The 17,860-nt window shown below is 41.0% G+C and carries 12 protein-coding genes; all 12 read right to left on the reverse strand.

Annotated features, from left to right (window positions below; all coding sequences use genetic code 11):
- Window positions 1–35 precede the first annotated feature (35 nt).
- Window positions 36–860: a class I SAM-dependent methyltransferase gene (locus I585_RS07245; protein ID WP_010743038.1), complete on the reverse strand. Its 825-nt coding sequence runs from the start codon at window positions 858–860 to the stop codon at window positions 36–38.
- Window positions 861–1,137: 277 nt separating this feature from the next.
- On the reverse strand, window positions 1,138–2,247 hold the full coding sequence (locus tag I585_RS07250; RefSeq protein WP_010743037.1) for a hypothetical protein: 1,110 nt from the start codon (window positions 2,245–2,247) through the stop codon (window positions 1,138–1,140).
- A 230-nt stretch (window positions 2,248–2,477) separates the two neighbouring features.
- A complete protein-coding gene (locus I585_RS07255; RefSeq protein ID WP_010743036.1) occupies window positions 2,478–3,407 on the reverse strand; it encodes a nitronate monooxygenase in 930 nt (309 codons plus the stop codon).
- Window positions 3,408–3,444: 37 nt separating this feature from the next.
- On the reverse strand, window positions 3,445–5,031 hold the full coding sequence (locus I585_RS07260; RefSeq protein ID WP_010743035.1) for an HAL/PAL/TAL family ammonia-lyase: 1,587 nt from the start codon (window positions 5,029–5,031) through the stop codon (window positions 3,445–3,447).
- Between the two features lie 98 nt (window positions 5,032–5,129).
- Window positions 5,130–6,392: an L-lactate MFS transporter gene (locus I585_RS07265; RefSeq protein ID WP_010743034.1), complete on the reverse strand. Its 1,263-nt coding sequence runs from the start codon at window positions 6,390–6,392 to the stop codon at window positions 5,130–5,132.
- Window positions 6,379–7,953 (reverse strand): acyl CoA:acetate/3-ketoacid CoA transferase, encoded by a 1,575-nt coding sequence (locus tag I585_RS07270; protein WP_010743033.1) that lies wholly within the window; start codon window positions 7,951–7,953, stop codon window positions 6,379–6,381. The genes I585_RS07265 and I585_RS07270 overlap by 14 nt, the downstream gene beginning before the upstream one ends.
- Before the next feature lie 211 nt (window positions 7,954–8,164).
- On the reverse strand, window positions 8,165–9,514 hold the full coding sequence (locus I585_RS07275; protein WP_010743032.1) for a sigma-54 interaction domain-containing protein: 1,350 nt from the start codon (window positions 9,512–9,514) through the stop codon (window positions 8,165–8,167).
- 241 nt (window positions 9,515–9,755) lie between these two features.
- Window positions 9,756–10,400: a DUF998 domain-containing protein gene (locus I585_RS07280; protein WP_010743031.1), complete on the reverse strand. Its 645-nt coding sequence runs from the start codon at window positions 10,398–10,400 to the stop codon at window positions 9,756–9,758.
- Between the two features lie 75 nt (window positions 10,401–10,475).
- Window positions 10,476–11,207: an AAA family ATPase gene (locus I585_RS07285; protein ID WP_010743030.1), complete on the reverse strand. Its 732-nt coding sequence runs from the start codon at window positions 11,205–11,207 to the stop codon at window positions 10,476–10,478.
- Window positions 11,208–11,334: 127 nt separating this feature from the next.
- Window positions 11,335–11,643 (reverse strand): DUF2089 family protein, encoded by a 309-nt coding sequence (locus I585_RS07290; RefSeq protein WP_010743029.1) that lies wholly within the window; start codon window positions 11,641–11,643, stop codon window positions 11,335–11,337.
- Window positions 11,644–11,670: 27 nt separating this feature from the next.
- Window positions 11,671–13,419, reverse strand: coding sequence for a Spy0128 family protein (locus tag I585_RS07295; protein WP_111945097.1), 1,749 nt, complete (start codon window positions 13,417–13,419; stop codon window positions 11,671–11,673).
- A 24-nt stretch (window positions 13,420–13,443) separates the two neighbouring features.
- Window positions 13,444–17,856, reverse strand: a complete 4,413-nt coding sequence (locus I585_RS07300; protein WP_016249940.1) for a Spy0128 family protein — start codon at window positions 17,854–17,856, stop codon at window positions 13,444–13,446.
- Window positions 17,857–17,860 lie beyond the last annotated feature (4 nt).

Below are 17,860 nucleotides of genomic sequence, written 5' to 3' on the forward strand. Positions count from 1 at the left end.
ATAGCAAGAAAAACAGTCTCACACGATTCCGCCTATTATTTTTCAACCACAAAACAAAGTGTCTCTGACTCGACCATAGATGGACGCCCGAGAAGATCTCCGCAAATTTCGTTAGATGCAAATCCGATCTTTTTCAATTCCGCTAGTAGTTCTTCTTCAGCAAACACTGTTTCCCATATAAAAAACTCTTTAAAAGAATCAGGATAAAGCAGATAGTGCTGATCCAAATAGGTGGTTGTTCCAGGATAAGTTTTTTGTGCAGAGAGATGGATACACTTCTCCTTCGTCCAAAAATTATCCTCTTCGACTTGCCATGTATTTGCCTCTTCAAACGCGGCATATTTCTGCGGTGTGAAGACATCAAAAATGAATCGTCCGCCTGGTTTTAGTGCTCTGTAGACCTTTTGAAAAATCCGTTGTCGATCCGTAGGTGAAAAGACACCCAGATCACAATAAATCAGTACGATGACATCATATTGTTCTTTTCCAAGATCTGCTGTTAGATAATCCCCGCACTGATAGTCGATGGTGTAATCCTTTTCCTTAGCCGAATTTTTCGCATAAGCAATACTCAATTCTGAAAAATCGATTCCTTTTACTTGGTAACCCGCCTCACAAAATTTCTCTGCATAAATTCCCGGTCCGCAACCAAGATCCAGCAGTTTCGGAAATTCCTGCACCGGACATTTTTGCGTCAACCACTTCATAGACTGACTAATATATTCTGAATTTCTAGTCGCTCCATCAAACTCGCTGTCTAAGTGAGCAGCTAACATTTTGGGTGCTATGTGGTCATCCAACCAAATTGAATCTTGGCTCTGACTAAACATTGGTACTTCCATTTTAATCTCTCTGATCATTTTCTTTTCCTCTTTCTGACTGACGACAATCCCAAAGGCAACAAAAAAACGTAGAAAAAGTTCTGCACACCAAATAAACTGTCTTTTCTTGCGAAAATTTTCAGTCTATTCAATGTCAGAATCCTTTTCCACGTTTCACTAAATTACTTCAGTTGCGTAATGAGTAGTGCGCCGGACCGAAATCCCCTCTAATCTTTTTTAATGTGATTGTCGTCTGTTTTATTTTAGCATAATCCATAAAAAAGGATCAACCACACATTATGGTTGATCCTTTGATTTAAGTTGCCATCTGACTGGTTTGATCTAACGCCTCTTCAAGCTGTTTGTATTGTTCTTCCGTCAAATAAGGTTTATAGGTCCGCTTGATCTGATCGATCTGAGTTTGTGTCAACTGACTTCCGCTACTGCGGATCGCTTCTAATAGATCGTTGAAATCAGTTTCTGAAATAAGCGCGCTGCTGCTTTGAGCAGAAGAAAGAATTTCCTCTATTTTTTCCATTGAAACCGTATCAGCCTTTTTAGGTAACTGGATTTTTTTCTTTGAATCCTTTGCTTGATTATTCATTGTCAAGTCGACAGTCACTGTTGCGCCATCACTTTTCGCAGCAAGTTTCAGCGTTGTTTTTTGCGTATTCTTTTTCGTATTTAAGGTCGTGGTTTGTTCATATTTTGTCAATTGATCAATATTTTTCTCAAAATCTTTCGCGGCCTTTTTCTCGTCTTTATTGCCATTTTCTTTCGCATACTTGATAAAGCCTTGAATATCTTTCTTAGTGAATGTTCGTTTGATCGTATCGTCTGTTTTCTCAAAAGAATCCGAATCTAACGTATCAAGATAGTCACTGAAAAGTTTCGAATCGATGTTTCCGCTAATTGCTGCTTTGCTTGTCTTACCTTCAGCCGTTTTCTTCATATCCTCTTCTGTGATATGAACATATTTTCCTTGAAGCTCTTTCAAGTCCTGATCATTAATCGGAATCTCCTTACCAAACTCTTTGGCGATTTCGGTCGCCTCTGTCAAAAATTCGGTGCTGAGATAAACGGATTTGTTCTTTTGATCGCTAAAAAATTCGATTGGAATCTTTTGTCCTAGAGCATCGAATTCCATATTCATCGCAAGTAAATTCTTTTTGCTGTCTTTAAGATAATCCCCGGAGATTTTAGTTCCGCTGATCATTTTTGAAGCCATTTCCATCGAAGTGCGTGTCGGTGCGTCTGCATCTTCTGCCTTGATCGACACTTTATCAATCACGATAGAGTAGTCGCCAGCATTCATTTCAGCTTGCTTTGCCAAAGCGCTGGTGAATTCCTTCTGTGTCTCTTTCTTACATCCGGCAAAAATGATCAACGCTAGCGCTGCAACCATAACCAGTTTTAACTTTTTCATTTGGTTTCCTCCTATATTAAAAATAAAGAAACGTATACAAAAATATCTTTATTCCATCATATAGGTAGCGATTGTTTAATACAAATTATTTAGCCAATAGATTTTATAATGCTGAAAATAAAAAATAAATCAAATTATTTCATGTTTATGCTTTTACAAAAAGGATCAGCCAAAACAATTGTTTTAGCTGATCTTCTCTTGAATATATTCTTCAGAAAACTAAACGAATCTTATACTAAACTCAATCCCTTAATCGTTTGTTCTGTGTCGGTCATAATACCGGCGATAATTTGTTTTGCTGGTTTTATTTGACTGATTAAGCCCGAGACTTGTCCAGCCATAACTGAGCCGTTTTCAATATCGCCAGCAGCCGCTTTTCTAGCAGAGCCCATTGTTAATTCTTCAAGTTGTTCTCTAGGCATATTCTCTTTTTCCCATTGAACGTACTGATTGATCATTTTATTTTTTAGACTTCTGACTGGGGCGCCGCCGTTACGACCAGTCACTGCTGTATCCATTTCTTCAGCATTGGCGACAAACTCTTTTACATTTTGTGGAATTGGGCATTCCTCTGCCAGCATGAAGGCTGTCCCCATTTGCACGCCTTGTGCGCCTAATGCGTAGGCCGCCGCCATCCCCTTACCATTGGCAATACCACCTGCTGCGATGACTGGAATGCTTACTGCTTCAACCACCTGAGGCAATAAAACCATCGTTGACAGTTCACCGATGTGTCCGCCAGCTTCTGAGCCTTCCGCAACGACCGCATCTACTCCAAGTGCTTCCATTTTCTTAGCTAGTTTTGCACTGGGAATCACTGGGATCACTTTTACATCCGCCGCTTTGAAAGCTTCCATATAATTTTTCGGCGTTCCCGCTCCAGTCGTTACGATCTTGACGCCTTCTTCGATGACTACTTTCACCATATCTGGAACATTTGGAGCCATTAGCATAATATTTACAGCAAAGGGTTTGTCCGTTAATTTTTTACAGTTAATAATTTCTTCCCGTAATTGCTCCTCACTCATTCCGCCAGCGGCAATAATTCCCAGTCCTCCAGCGTTCGATACGGCTGCCGTTAATTGATGTTTCGAAACCTGCGCCATCGCGCCTTGAAAAATGGGGTACTGAATGCCTAAAATCTCGGTAATTTTCTTCATTATTATTTTCCCTTCTCTGCAAAAATTCTTTGTGTTGCTATTTATATGATTCTAAGAAACCTTTTGATGCTTCCATATCGATCGTAAAAATCCGATCCTCTTTAACAAAACTCACAACCTCGCGGTAAGCCTGATAGAATAGCTTTGTAGCTTTTCCTAAAGGTAGAGCAGCTTCTTCCATCCTCAAATCAATCGCCTGACTGGCATGCATTAATTCGACGCCATAGATATAGTTCAAGCTTTCATTGATTTCTAACAAACGCTGCGCTGCCTGCAAAGTATTCGTCCCAGTATCCTCCACACCGCCCGCGACAGGTTGAACATTCAATGAAATTGGGTTCGCTAATGACATGATCTCTCCATGCAATGCAACGATTGGGACATGCAGCGAACCAAAACCATGCCCTTTGTTTTCAGGCACTGTCAAGAAACGCGGCAAGCCAGTGAATTCTGCTTCTTCTAAACGCAGACACCGTTGAATGACATTGTGTGAGATGTGCCCTAACGTTAAACTAAGCCGTTGAACAGCTAATGCAACAGGTAAGGATTCGAAATTGGCTGATGGAAAAATTCCGCCAGAGATCGTTTCAGTCTCAACGAAATATTGAGCGATTTGATCATATTCTTTGTACTCTTCACTCGCATCTTCAATGATACTAGGATTGTCGTCAGAACTATTGATCTGAATTGTCAGCATTTCCTCTAAATCTACTAGCGCTCGTTGTGCCTCTGATAAGGTGTAGACAGTCGTTCGATAGGATAACGGATCTTGCAGCGGTCTTTCGTCGTTCAATTTCCATAAATAAGACCCGGATAAAGCATCCCGCATCGTCTCCGCGGTCTCTTTTAATAGAGGAAACGGTCGAACACTGATTGGTTGAGGAAGGATCGGCGCAACGTTTCCATTCAATCCTTCTAAACTCAATCCGAAAACCAGCGGACTAACGTCTAATGTTTGCCGAACATTGCGTGCTCCGGCTATCGCGTAGGCTGTTGAGATACTATTGGTCGATAAAATAGCTAACCCATCTTTTCCGATCGGTGTCAGTTTTTCTAAACCAGATTTTTGCAGTGCCAGTTCTCCGCTGATTGTTTCGCCTTGGTAATTTGCCTGCCATTCTCCCATCATCACCAAACCGATATGACTTGCCAACATGATGTCGGCTTCACCCATACTGCCGCGGCTAGGGATCAATGGCGAGATTCCTTGATTCAAGAACGCTTTATACAATTCGACCACCGCTGGTTGAACTGCTGCTTGCCCTTGAAGCAGGGTGTTTAGTCGGATGACCATCGATAATCGGCTTAAGTGATCCGGCATCATCGCACCCGCACCTGCTGAATGCGATCTCAGCATGGAGCGGTTAAAGCTTTCTGAAGCGGTCAGGACTTCTGGTGATAATTCGCCCGATGCATCAAATAATTTTTGATCTTTATTCAAACCAACCCCAACCGTCAATCCGTAAACCGGTGTTCCAGATACAGCACCGGCCATTAATAATTCGTAAGAGCGTTCCACCCGTTTCAACGCCGCATCAGTAATTGTGACCTTGACTGCTTCTTCAGCAACCAGCCAAGCATCTTCTAACGTGAGGCTTGAACCATCTAAAACAATTGCTTTCATTTATTATCCTCCCAGTTACATCCCTTAGCTAAAATTGCCGACCATACTTTGCGATCGATAGAATTTTAGCTATTATTTTTTTGATTGATTTCCATACATTAAGCATTCTTATTTTTCTTTTTAGTCAACCCTGCATTGATTTGTTTCAGTGAAAAGGCTAAGACAAAGCCGATTACTGCGACTATGACACCCGTGACGAACGCAGAAGTAAAGTCGCCGCTATTCTTTTCACCGATAAAAGCAGTCAAACGCGGTGCAATAAATGCCGCCACAGAGAAACCTAAGAAGACGAAGCCGTAGTTTACCCCTTGATTTTTCGAACCAAAATTTTCGATCGTCAAGGGAGACATCATCGCCGCCACGCCGCCTTCACAAAGGCCTAATCCGATCAATCCGATACCAAAACCAACAGTTGCCTTTATAAAGATCATACTCAATAAAGATACCGCGATAAACATAAATAAGAGCATGAAGGTATTAATTCGAGTCAATTTATCAGAAAGCGCGCCCCACAATACCCGACCTAAGCAGTTGCACATTGCATAGATACTAACAAAAGTCGCTGCTACCATCGGTGTAAGACCAAACATGTTTTGTCCAATATCCGCTGCATTTGAAGAAATCACTAGTCCAGAAAAACAGCCTGTCGCGTACAGCATCGCAACTAAATAGAAACGTAACGTTTTAATCATGCCTTTCCAATCAAAGTTTTCTTCGATCGTTGGACTAACCGCCTCGCTTGTTTCTTCTTTTGCCTCTGCAGAATCTTCGATTGGCGCATTTCTAATTAACGCTGAACAGATCAAAGAGATAACCAAAAAGATCGCGCCTAATTGAATGAAGGTCGTCCGCACACCAAATTGTTCAATCAACCAGCTGCCTAATGGTGCAAAGATCATCGTACCAGCACCAATCCCGGTAATAACGATCCCGGAACACAACCCGCGTTTATCAGGGAAAAAGCGTTGCGAATTGTTGACGCAAGCGATATAGCCCAGATTCAATCCAAATCCGCCCAGCAATCCGTAGGTTAGATATAATTGCCATAATTGTGTTGACAATCCTGCCAGCGCAAACGAAGCCGCCAGCAATAGTGAACTAAATAAAATTAATTCTCGTGACTTTCCTTTATCCGAAATTCGCCCGCCGATAATAATTGGCAGCGGTGAAATCCCTACAGCGATTGTAAAAGCTAATGCCACATCTGGAACAGACCAGCCGTTTGCCGCTGCTAAAGGTGAAGAGAAAACACTAAAGGCGTAGATCCCTCCTTGGCAAATAATAATGCCGACTGATGCAAATAAAACAACCCAACGATTCACCTTTGTAGTAGCCTGTTCGATACTTTTAGTTCTTTCCATGATCTTCCTCCATTATTCCAGCTAACTTGCCCCAATTTTCCATAAACAACTCTTTCGGCATTTCTTTTAGATTCTCTGATACGGCAACCTCAAACTCCATTTGAGCTAAAATATTTGCTTTTAGATCAACCCCGGGTGCGATTTCGATCAATAGAAGTTCCCCATCCTCTAATGTAAAGACCGCTCTTTCTGTTACAAAAAGCACTTCCTGCCCGGTTTTGGCAGAATAATTCCCGTTAAAAGTAATTTGATTCACTGCCGGAACAAATTTCTTATGTTTCCCTTCTTGCGTGATCGTTAAGCGGCCCTCCGCTACTTCTGTTTTCAGTCCCCCGGCTGTAAATGTTCCAGCGAAAACCAACTTCTTAGCCGTTTGAGAAATATTGATGAATCCACCGCAGCCAATCACTTGATTGCCCAGCTTACTGACATTTACATTGCCGGACTGATCAACTTCAGCCAGTCCTAAAACCGATAAGTCCAATCCGCCGCCATCATAAAAATCAAATTGCTCGTGATGGTCAATAATCATTTCACTGTTGTACGCGTGACCAAAATCTTTTAATCCGGCTGGAATGCCGCCGATGGTTCCTGCTTCAGTCGTCAAAATGATTTGATCATCAATCGCTTCTTCAGCGGCAATCGTTGAAACATTTACAGGGATACCAACGCCTAAATTCAAGACCGTTCCCTTTTTCAATTCCATCGCTGCACGTCGAGCAATGACTTTGCGATTATCCAGCGGTAATTTTGGAACACTTTCAATCGGCAGCTTTACATCACCGCTGAAGGAAGGTTCAAACAATGTTGTACCCGTTTGAAAATGATTTTCTGGTTCCGATACCACCACGTAGTCCACTAGGATTCCCGGTATTTTTACATCTTTAGGATGCAGGGTTCCATTTTTGACTACCCGTTCAACTTGAACGATGACTTTTCCGCCACTGTTGTGGACCGCTTGGGCAATTGGTAAAACTTCCATATGGAGACCTTCTTTTGCCAATGTCACATTGCCGTTTTCGTCGGCGACTGTTCCACGGAGCAACCCGATTTGCAGAGGGAAACTTGGATAAAACATCCATTCCTCCTCAAGCAGATCAATGATTTTTACCAGCTCTTCCGTGGTAGCTTCGTTCATTTTTCCGCCTTCTTGCCTCGGATCAATGTAGGTTTCTAACCCTATTTTGGTGATCAGACCCGGTCTTTTAGCGGCGATCTCCCGATAGAGCTGCGCTAAAACACCTTGCGGAAAATTATAGGCTTCACACTCATTGTTTTGGATCATCTCCGAAAGCTTTGGTGAAGACGCTTTAACGATGCCGCCAATCCAACGTTTTAACAAGCCGCTGTGGGAAAGATGCGACATTCCCTTATCTTGCCGGTCTCCCCAGCAGCTAGAGTGCATGACCGTCAACTGTTGCGGACTTCCTGTTTTAATGAATCGATCCTCCAGAGCCAACGCTACTTCTTCATTGGCACAGGCCAATTCAAAACCGCTGACAGCTAACGTATCATTGTCTTCAATCAGCAAAGCTGCTGCTTCTTTGGTGATTACTTTCACTTTCGTTTACTCCCTTCGTTCTCTATTACTTAGCAAGATTAAACTGACCTTTTGACTAAGTTTTCAAATATAGTGAAATCAATCACATTAATTGCTACTTTTCTATTAAGCAAATGCTGTGCCAAAATAACAAACCTTATCCTTTCGCAAAAGAAGGCAAAAAAAAGCAGCCAAAGTGTAATCGATCATTACACTCTGACCACTGTTTCCCTCATACTGTATCGTTTCTTTCCAATTCGAGCTCACGTATCTTTTTATAAACAAACGGACGGCTGACATTACTGTCCTCGGCTGTCTTACTAATGTTCCATTGATTTTTTTGCAGATTCTGCTGGAAATAGATTTTTTCAACATAGTCAATAAAATCCGGGTAATCATAAACGTCTGCTAAGGCTTGCAGCTCATCACTTTCCCCAATACTTTCATCAACAAGACTTTCTTGTAAAAGGATCGGCAGCTCGGCTGTCACCACTACATACTCAATATAATTCTTTAGTTCCCGGGCATTGCCCAACCAATCAGAAGACATTAAATGGTGCAGGTGCTGTTTTGACAATGTCACATTGGCTTCGTACTTTTGATTGAAGGAATCTAAAAAGTAATTAGCTAAGGCTAAAATATCTTTTTTCCTTTTTCTAAGCGGAGGGATCGTTACAGGGATCGCGTTGATTCGATAATACAGATCCCGACGAAATTTTCCTTGTTCGACCAACTCGAACATGTTTTGATTAGAGGCAGAGATCAAGCGAAACGCAACCGGCATTTCGTTCATGCCTCCGACTCGACGCACCGTCATTGTTTCTAAAACGCGCAGCAGTTTCGCCTGCAGCTCCAAAGGCATTTCTGAGATTTCATCCAAAAACAGCGTTCCCCCATCGGCATTTTCGATCAATCCCGGTTTGCTTTTCTCTGCCCCGGTAAAGGTCCCCTTCTCATAGCCAAAGAATTCGGATTCAAACAAACTTTCAGGTATCGCCGCACAGTTTACTGCGACAAATTTATCATCGGCGACTTGGCTATGCCGATGAATGAAATTCGCAATTACTTCTTTCCCGACACCTGATTCCCCTAATAGTAAAATCCGGCTATTGTACGAGGCAACCTGTTTACAAACGCGAATGATCTTCTTCATTTCATTACTCTCAGCGATCACTGACGTCGCTATCTCGACTTGTTCTTCAGCTTTTTCCGGCTGAGTTCTTTCGTTGCTTGATAGCTCCTCAAATTCTTCCTGGGTCAGCGGTTCTGATTTTGTCACGACTAAATGCATCGTGCCATCTGGATAAAAAATAGGCGTCGATTTTGATTGAATATGATACCCAGCTTGTGTAGTCAGGGTTACTTCAGAATTTTTTTCTGATTTCAAAGTTTCGATCGTCGCAGAAGTATCATAGATTTCACTGGCGACAAGGTCATAAACATTTGAATTCAATAATTCGTTTAACGTAATTCCCAAAGTCATGGCCGTGAAATCATTGGCTAATAAAATATTTCCGTCCCTGTCTGTTACAAACAATGTCGTGATATCGTCTGTCATCAATTTCGTTAAAGACTGACTCATTCTCCTGTTCCTTCCTAAATCGTTCTTCGTTTTATGATTAAAATGACTTGATTTATAGCTAGAAAAAATGTGATATAAATCACATGGTTTGATAGACAAGGGTACTATACCATTGTTTCGTTACTCCGTCTATTCCAGATTTCATTCGTTGGCTACATAAATTAATTCCCTTTGCTTGCTCAGAAGAACAAAAAAGCACTCAACCAATGGCGAGCGTTCCTTTTTACCTATTCTTCTAACTTTAACGAGATCGTTTCTTTATTTCTCCCATCGTCAGAGCAACGATCGGCAAATAATTGAAAACAAAGCTTAGCCGCTGCCAAAAACCTAATTGCTTAAAAATGACCAATTGATTCAGCTGCGGAATACGTGCCAAACCGTAAATAGCCGCAACAGTCAAACTTAAAAGCAATAGGACAAAATAACGTCGGCTTAATTCTCGCTTATTTTGCTTTTTATAAATCAAATAAAGAAACAACGGAAAAAGCAGAAAACCAGCATAACCGATTCCCGATCCAATATTGTGGACCCAAGTCGAAAAATTCCACTGTGCATCCGCAGTGTCTACACTAAAAAGACCGGTGAAAATGCAGTCTCCAATTCCATAGGTACCAATCGCTGCGGCAGTCAGTCCGGCCAATGGACGCGATGTTTCTTTAAAGGTCGTATAAATAGCTGGTAAAGATAACGTGTAAAAGCAACCCGCAACCACCGACCAAATCAAAAAAGCTCCGCGAACCGGACTGCCGACATCACCAAACAAGCTCATTACAGCAGTCATCTGATGGAGTTCCGGATAAAAGATTCCCAATACATAGGGTGTCAAAAAATCACTGATGACACCTATTAACAAAAAATGAAAGCCATATTTCTTCAAGACGTTCAATGTTCCCATCTCCTTAAATCTTAGCTAATACTATTTTAGCATTGAACTTCTTAACGAGAAAAAGAAACCCTTTGTTCAATTCAGGAGATAATGCAGCATTCGTTTCGGATCATCGTAAAACAGTTTCGTTTCTTTAAAGGCGATCGTTTCCTCCAAAGGCAGCTTTTCTAGCCCATCTTCTGAAAACTGATAGATCGTCGCATCAGGATAAGCCATCAGGATCGGAGAATGCGTAGCGATTATTAATTGACTGCCTGCCTGCACTAAACGATGAATTTCCTGCAGCAAGGTATATTGCCGGCTAGTTGCTAATCCAGCTTCCGGCTCATCCAGTAAATAAAAACCTTCTTTGCCAAAACGATTTTCAATAATCGTCAGCAGGCCTTCTCCATGCGAGCGGGTATGCAAAGATTTCCCTCCATAGGAAGCATACGCCACTTCGCCATCCTCTTCGGCCATATATTCCAATTCCGAAGCAACATTATAATACGTTTCTGATCGCAAGAAAAATTTGGATTTAGGAAGATTTCCCTTCCTGACTAAGCGAACCGATTCATGTAAGTTTGAATGACTTTCGACCGTGTGAAACGTGAAATTTTGACTGCCGCCTTCCGGGTTAATCCCATATGCCACAGCGAGTGCTTCTAAAATCGTCGACTTGCCCGTCCCGTTGTCGCCAGATAAAAAAGTAACAGGACTATCAAACACCAAACTACCTTTATGCGCTATTTCTTGAATCGCAAAAACATCAAACGGGTAGCCTATTCCTTTTTTCATATTCGATAGTTTCAATTCATGAACAAACATTTAGTCACCTCCATTGAAGTTAGTCGATACTTTTATTCATCATACCTTAATCTTCAGCGAGAAAGAAAGTGCCCCTCAATAAAAAACCTTCGATCCATTTCAACATGAAATGAATCGAAGGTTTTAGTTAATCGACAATCAAACAGTTTAATGATTTGCCATATTCTTGTACCACAGTATCCGCAATTTCTTGATCGATTCTGCCTTCTTTTTCAAGCTGCTGAATCAATTGAATAATGTTGTCATTTTCTTTGCGCTCACTGATTCGAATCTTCTGAATCAGCTTATCCAATTGTTTCCGAAGTGTTGGATAACTGGTTGAGTAGATGGTCGCCAGTTCTTTGATCGACCCCGACGAAAGAATAAAGAATTTTATAAACTCGATTTCCTCTTCGTTTAAATCTGAAATCCAACTTGGTTCTCCGCTAGTTTTCATAATCCCCCTCATTTCTGCTAGTTGATGCTAAGCTTTTTTTCGTTTACTAAATGCTACCAATCCAATCATCGCTAAGAAGAATAATCCTAAAATGATCAGTCCATTACTTCTAATGCTGCCGGTTGATGGCAATCGTTTTGCGGTCGTTGAACTAGTTCCACCCGTATTTCGATAAGTCGTTTGAACATTTGTTTTTTGATTGTTAGTCTTGCCGGTTTCAGGCAACCCAATCGGATCATTTTTCTGATTGATTTCTTTTTTACTTGGCTGACTGTTTTTAACTGAAAATTCAATCGGCGTCTCATCTATCTGATAGCCTTTTGGTGCTTTTGTTTCAATTAGTTGATAGTTTCCATCAGTCAATCCTTTGATAAAGATCGAACCATCTTCACCCGTTACTATCTTTTCTTGCCCAGCTACCGGTTGTCCTTTTTCATCCACCACTTTAAATTCGGCCTCAGCTAAAGTTCTTCCCGTTTTACTGTCGAGTTTCTTCAAAAGAATCTCGCCAGCCGGAACTTTCTTTTCAGGTGTGAAGCTATTTTTAAAGGTCGGAATTTCGTTCGACTCTGTGCCTTCATACTTGGCAACAGCCTCTAATTCCCCAGCTTTCTCTTCAACCGTCACAGTCACTTTATGCTCTGTATCGTCATAAGTAATACCAGTTTCTTTTTCTGCTGGAATCACTTCCGAGATCGTGTACTCATAAGTTCCGGCTTTGTCGTAATCGATCTTGTCGAATGATACTTTGCCATCTGCATCGTTCTTCACTGTTTGATCGAGGCCTTCGCCTTTTAGATTGAAGCTGAATTCTTTATCTTTCAATTGACGACCTGTTAAGTCTTTTTGAGCTTCAAGTTGGATATCTGTTGGTAAGACTTTGTACCTGTTTTTGAAGATTGGAACTTCTCCAGCCTTAACGTTTTCGTATACTGCGGTCGCTTCTAATTTCCCAGCTTCTTCTTTAACGGTAACCGTAACTTTGTAGTTTGTTTCATCATACGTTAGACCCGTTTCTTTTTCTGCTGGAATCACTTCTGAGATCGTGTACTCATAAGTTCCGGCTTTGTCGTAATCGATCTTGTCGAATGATACTTTGCCATCTGCGTCGTTCTTCACTGTTTGGTCGAGGCCTTCACCTTTTAGGTTAAAGCTGAATTCTTTATCTTTCAATTGACGACCTGTTAAGTCTTTTTGAACATCAAGTTGGATATTTGTTGGTAAGACTTTGTACACATTTTTGAAGATTGGAACTTCTCCAGCTTTAACGTTTTCGTATACTGCAGACGCTTCTAACTTCCCAGCTTTCTCTTCAACCGTTACCGTGACTTTGTATTGCGTTTCATCGTAAATCAATCCGGTTTCTTTTTCTGCTGGAATCACTTCTGAGATCGTGTACTCATAAGTTCCGGCTTTGTCGTAATCGATCTTGTCGAATAATACATTGCCTTCCGAGTCGTTCTTCACTGTTTGGTCGAGGCCTTCGCCTTTTAGATTGAAGCTGAATTCGTCTGCTTTGATTGGACGGCCAGACAATTCTTTTTTTGCTTCAATTTTAATATCTGTTGGTAAAACCTTGTACACATTTTTGAAGATTGGAACTTCTCCAGCTTTAACGTTTTCGTATACTGCGGTTGCTTTCAGTTTCCCAGCTTCTTCTTTGACGGTAACCGTAACTTTGTAGTTTGTTTCATCGTAAGTCAATCCAGTTTCTTTTTCTGCTGGAATCACTTCTGAGATCGTGTACTCATAAGTTCCGGCTTTATCGTAATTGATTTTATCGAAAGTGACTTTACCGTTTCAATCATTCTTCACTGTTTGGTCGAGGCCTTCACCTTTTAGGTTGAAGCTGAATTCATCCGCTTTGATTGGGCGACCAGACAATTCTTTTTTCGCTTCAAGTTGGATATTTGTTGGTAAAACCTTGTACACATTTTTGAAGATTGGAACTTCTCCAGCTTTAACGTTTTCGTATACTGCGGTTGCTTTCAGTTCCCCAGCTTCTTCTTTGACGGTAACCGTAACTTTGTAGTTTGTTTCATCGTAAGTCAATCCAGTTTCTTTTTCTGCTGGAATCACTTCTGAGATCGTGTACTCATAAGTTCCGGCTTTATCGTAATTGATTTTATCGAAAGTGACTTTACCGTTTCCATCATTCTTCACTGTTTGGTCGAGGCCTTCACCTTTTAGGTTGAAGCTGAATTCATCCGCTTTGATTGGACGACCAGACAATTCTTTTTTCGCTTCAAGTTGGATATCTGTTGGTAATACTTTATACACATTTTTGAAGATTGGAACTTCTCCAGTTTTAACGTTTTCGTATACTGCGGTTGCTTTCAGTTCCCCAGCTTTCTCTTCAACCGTTACTGTGACTTTGTATTCCGTTTCATCATACGTTAGACCCGTTTCTTTTTCTGATGGGATGATTTCAGAGATCGTATATACGTGTTCGCCTTCTTCGGTGTATGTGATCTCATCAAATGTAACTTTGGCATCAGCGTCATTTTTCTTAGTTTGATTGACACCATCACCTTTTAAGCTGAAGCTGAACTCATTCGCTTTTAGCGGGCGGCCAGATAACTCTTTTTCTGCCGCTAACTCAATTTTGGTTCCTAGTTTGTTTGTTACACTTTTATTTTCTAATGTGAAGGTATGTTCAACATTACTTGTTGAAATCTCAAATTCGTGTTCTTCCTCATTCTTCACATAGCCGTCTGGTGCTTTGCTTTCCACAATAACATACGTACCGTAGCGTAATTTGGAAAGGCTGGTGACTTCTTTCCCGTCTTCTATGATCTTGTCGCCTTTTACCTCAATATTTGACAACATCAGCGTCAGATTGCCGTCTTTATCTTTTCGGTAAAGATCAAAAAGGGCGGAGCTAGTCGTGATTAATTCTTGATGTTCATCTAATTTCTTAAATTTCAATGACCCGTTTTTCCCGCTTGAGGTCCCTTCGCCATTGGTAGATTTCACAATAACCTCTTTTGATGTTTCCTGAATACTTACATCTTTACCAAACAACGTAGCTTTATTGCTGACCTTTTCATTGTTGCTAATGCCAGGATCCAACATGGTTTGATATTCAACAATGTACGGCGAATGAATGGACTCGCCTAATTTGATTGTTAAGGTTTGTGTTCCTTCTGCCGAGTCGGTTGTGACAAATGGTTTATCCGCTTCGTCAAAAACAATCGCATCGCCGTCTTTTACAAAGTTACCTTCTCCTTCTTCTTTGGCTTTATAAACCTTAACTACGACATTTTTATCTGCATCGTAAACAAACGTTTGATCCGCCATATCGATCGTATCTTCAATATATGGTTGATTAACTTTATGACCATCCTTATTTAACACGACGGTCCAGTTGATCAAGCGATAGTCATCGTCCGTGCCTTGCTGTCCACTTTTATCGATCCATGCATCCTTGTCACTCTTTTCTGCCATTCCCTCCACTTTTAGCGGCTCTTCTCCAGGGATGGTCATGGTCGCTACATTTTTGTATTTGTAGATATCTTCAGAAGCATCGGCAGATACAAAGATCGCGAACATTTTAGTTTTCTCTTTTAATAATTTGATCACCGGCACACCATTATCATCGTTGATTTCATAATCGATACCCAGCTGCCATTTATCGCCTAGTTTATTTATTTTCATTGCCGCACTGGAAAGGCCAACATCATAAATCACGATCTCGCGTAAATCTTGCCCTTCGCCTAATGCCTCACGAATCGTCGTATTTTCTGGTATCTTGGTATTCCATGTGTTGAAAATGGCTGACCAATAGACACTGTCAACGGGGGCCTTGGTATCACTAAATGGATTTAAGTTATAGATATCTAATTTTTTCTCAACATCGGCATCTTTAGCGACGTACGTACCAAACTTGACGCCATTTTGTGCCATCGTTGAATCAACCCAAAAAGCGACTTCGGAACCATCCGTGTGTTCTTTACCATCTTCGCCGGTAAAGGAAACCATCGCACTATTATCAAATCGAATACTTGGTTTGCCATATTCATTCTTTTCTTGTTCGTCAATAAAGTACCTAGCCGTATAGGTCATAATGATTGTTTCTTTGGTCTCAGCGTAGGTGCCCTTAAGCTTAACAACAAATCCTGTTCGATAATCAGGATCACCTGCTAAATGTTCCAGCTCGTAATCCGAACTGCTTATTTCTGTTCCGCCAGCTGTTTTTAGTTTTAAGGTAGTTTCGAGTAATTGCAGCGCACTTTTATACTTCCCATTTAATGCTTCAAAGCGGTCAGTAATCACAGCATTCTTCATCAAAATTTTATTCGTATTGATTTCGACCTTGTAATCGATCGTTGAGTCCGTGTAATTCTTATTATCCGCCCATTTTTTTACACCAAGTTCGCTGCTGACCTTGACCGTTTCCCCGGCAGTTAATCCTTCTTCATTAGCTCCATCTTTCACCAACGCATTGTTGGCAACTGCGGTGCCAGGTTTGACTGGTGTTTCAAATGCTTGTGTCGAATACTTGATGGTATAAACACCAGGATTTTTGAATTTCAGAGTAAAATGGACATACTCTCCATCTTTTTGTTTGAAATCAGCGGCAGTCGTCAAAAATTCCCAATCCCCATCAGCAATTTTCTGTCCGTTCTCATCAAAAATTTCCATCGTTTCTTTTTTTAGAAAATGGACGGCAGTTTCTGAATCACCATATCTCGCATACATCCAGTCTTTAAAAATACCGTCGTTTTGAGTATAGGTCGCCTTTACTTCCCAATTGAAAATTCCTTGATTCAAGTTATAGTCTAATAATCGTTTATAATTATCTTTCTTGCCGTATGAAATGCTTGATTCAGAGGCGTTCGGTCGGAAATTATCTCCTTCGATTGTCGCTTTGTTCAAGAACTCCGTCTTAGTTTTATCTTCTATTTTCATTCGAATCACTATTTTTACTGGAACGTTCAATTCTTCTGAATAGGTAAATTTGAGTATGCCTTTTTCTGGAGCACTGCTTTTAAACTTGTCTGTTGCCACCCAATCACCATTATTAGTCTGTTCATAATAACTGGTGTACCAAACAGATAATCCTTCAGGCAGATAGTCGGTAATCACTACATTTTTCAAAGCTCGACGATCGCGGTTGGCGGTAATCGTCCAAATGACTGTATTATCCGAATCGATTATCCCCTCTTTAACGATATCCCCTTTGACAACTGGGATCTTGATGATGATCTCATGACCATCTTCATTTTTGATATCTGTGTTGATTTCAATTTGCTCTGTTTCCGTTGTCACTTTCAACTCAGTCTCTAAATCAATCGTTCCTTTACGTTCACTTAGACTGGTTCCCTCTCCATTAAAGGTAACTGTCAGCTTTCCGGTTTGATCTAATACGAATTTCCCCATAACAAGTTGATTAACATCCTTCAGATCCCCTTCGACCCGATTGTGGACTGAAAAATAATCCGGCAGCTGATACGTGTACGAATCACCATCTAAAATATCTTCATCATTATCTAACGCCCAATCAAAGTGGATCTTGATATCCGCGTCTTTAACGGCGGGATTTGCTGCGCTGAACTCATTTCCTGCCAGGTCAGTGATTTTGATATTGTTAAATAAATCGACACCACGATCATTTAAGTTCGGATTGTGGGCTCGCGATTGAATTTTCTGTTCGCTATCTGTCTCGGCATTTACTGGATCCGCTGCCGGATCAACTTTCTTGTCGTAGTACAAGGTTGAGATGATATTATTCCCAAAATCAACATTTTCTGTTTCTAACTCTTCTGAAGTTGTTTCTGCGGTCAGTTCAATTAAGCCTTCATAAAATTTGGCACTGGCAAAATCCGGTGCACGACCATCTTCTGTTTCTTGATAGTTTTTGTTAAACTGAAAAATCAATTGTTGGTTGCTGACTTGATAATTTCCCATCTCGCCTAAACTACCGGATTGATCTGGGTAAGTTAGATTGGCGGGCAAAGCAACTGACATCATCGTATTTGCTTCGATCAATGCCGCTTTAGCCAGCGACCAATTCAATTTCACTTTTACCGAATCCTTGTGATTGATGCGCTGGTCCTCTGTGATTGCTTGATCGTCCATATCCGTGATTGCTGCTTCGTTAACCACCACATTTGCTTCTTCGATGGTTTCTGCAAAGATCGACATTGGGAAAATCCCAATCATCATTCCGCAGATTGCTGTTAGTGACCATAATTTCTTTAAACGATTCATTCGT

The sequence above is a fragment of the Enterococcus malodoratus ATCC 43197 genome, from assembly GCF_000407185.1.
In the GTDB taxonomy this organism is placed as follows: Bacteria; Bacillota; Bacilli; order Lactobacillales; family Enterococcaceae; genus Enterococcus_A; species Enterococcus_A malodoratus.

What these genes read in the sequence shown, in the direction of transcription:
- I585_RS07245 (WP_010743038.1), bottom strand. Translation starts at nt 860, where the DNA reads ATGATCAGAGAGATTAAAATGGAAGTACCAATGTTTAGTCAGAGCCAA.
- I585_RS07250 (WP_010743037.1), bottom strand. Translation starts at nt 2,247, where the DNA reads ATGAAAAAGTTAAAACTGGTTATGGTTGCAGCGCTAGCGTTGATCATT.
- I585_RS07255 (WP_010743036.1), bottom strand. Translation starts at nt 3,407, where the DNA reads ATGAAGAAAATTACCGAGATTTTAGGCATTCAGTACCCCATTTTTCAA.
- I585_RS07260 (WP_010743035.1), bottom strand. Translation starts at nt 5,031, where the DNA reads ATGAAAGCAATTGTTTTAGATGGTTCAAGCCTCACGTTAGAAGATGCT.
- I585_RS07265 (WP_010743034.1), bottom strand. Translation starts at nt 6,392, where the DNA reads ATGGAAAGAACTAAAAGTATCGAACAGGCTACTACAAAGGTGAATCGT.
- I585_RS07275 (WP_010743032.1), bottom strand. Translation starts at nt 9,514, where the DNA reads ATGAGTCAGTCTTTAACGAAATTGATGACAGACGATATCACGACATTG.
- I585_RS07285 (WP_010743030.1), bottom strand. Translation starts at nt 11,207, where the DNA reads ATGTTTGTTCATGAATTGAAACTATCGAATATGAAAAAAGGAATAGGC.
- I585_RS07290 (WP_010743029.1), bottom strand. Translation starts at nt 11,643, where the DNA reads ATGAAAACTAGCGGAGAACCAAGTTGGATTTCAGATTTAAACGAAGAG.
- I585_RS07300 (WP_016249940.1), bottom strand. Translation starts at nt 17,856, where the DNA reads ATGAATCGTTTAAAGAAATTATGGTCACTAACAGCAATCTGCGGAATG.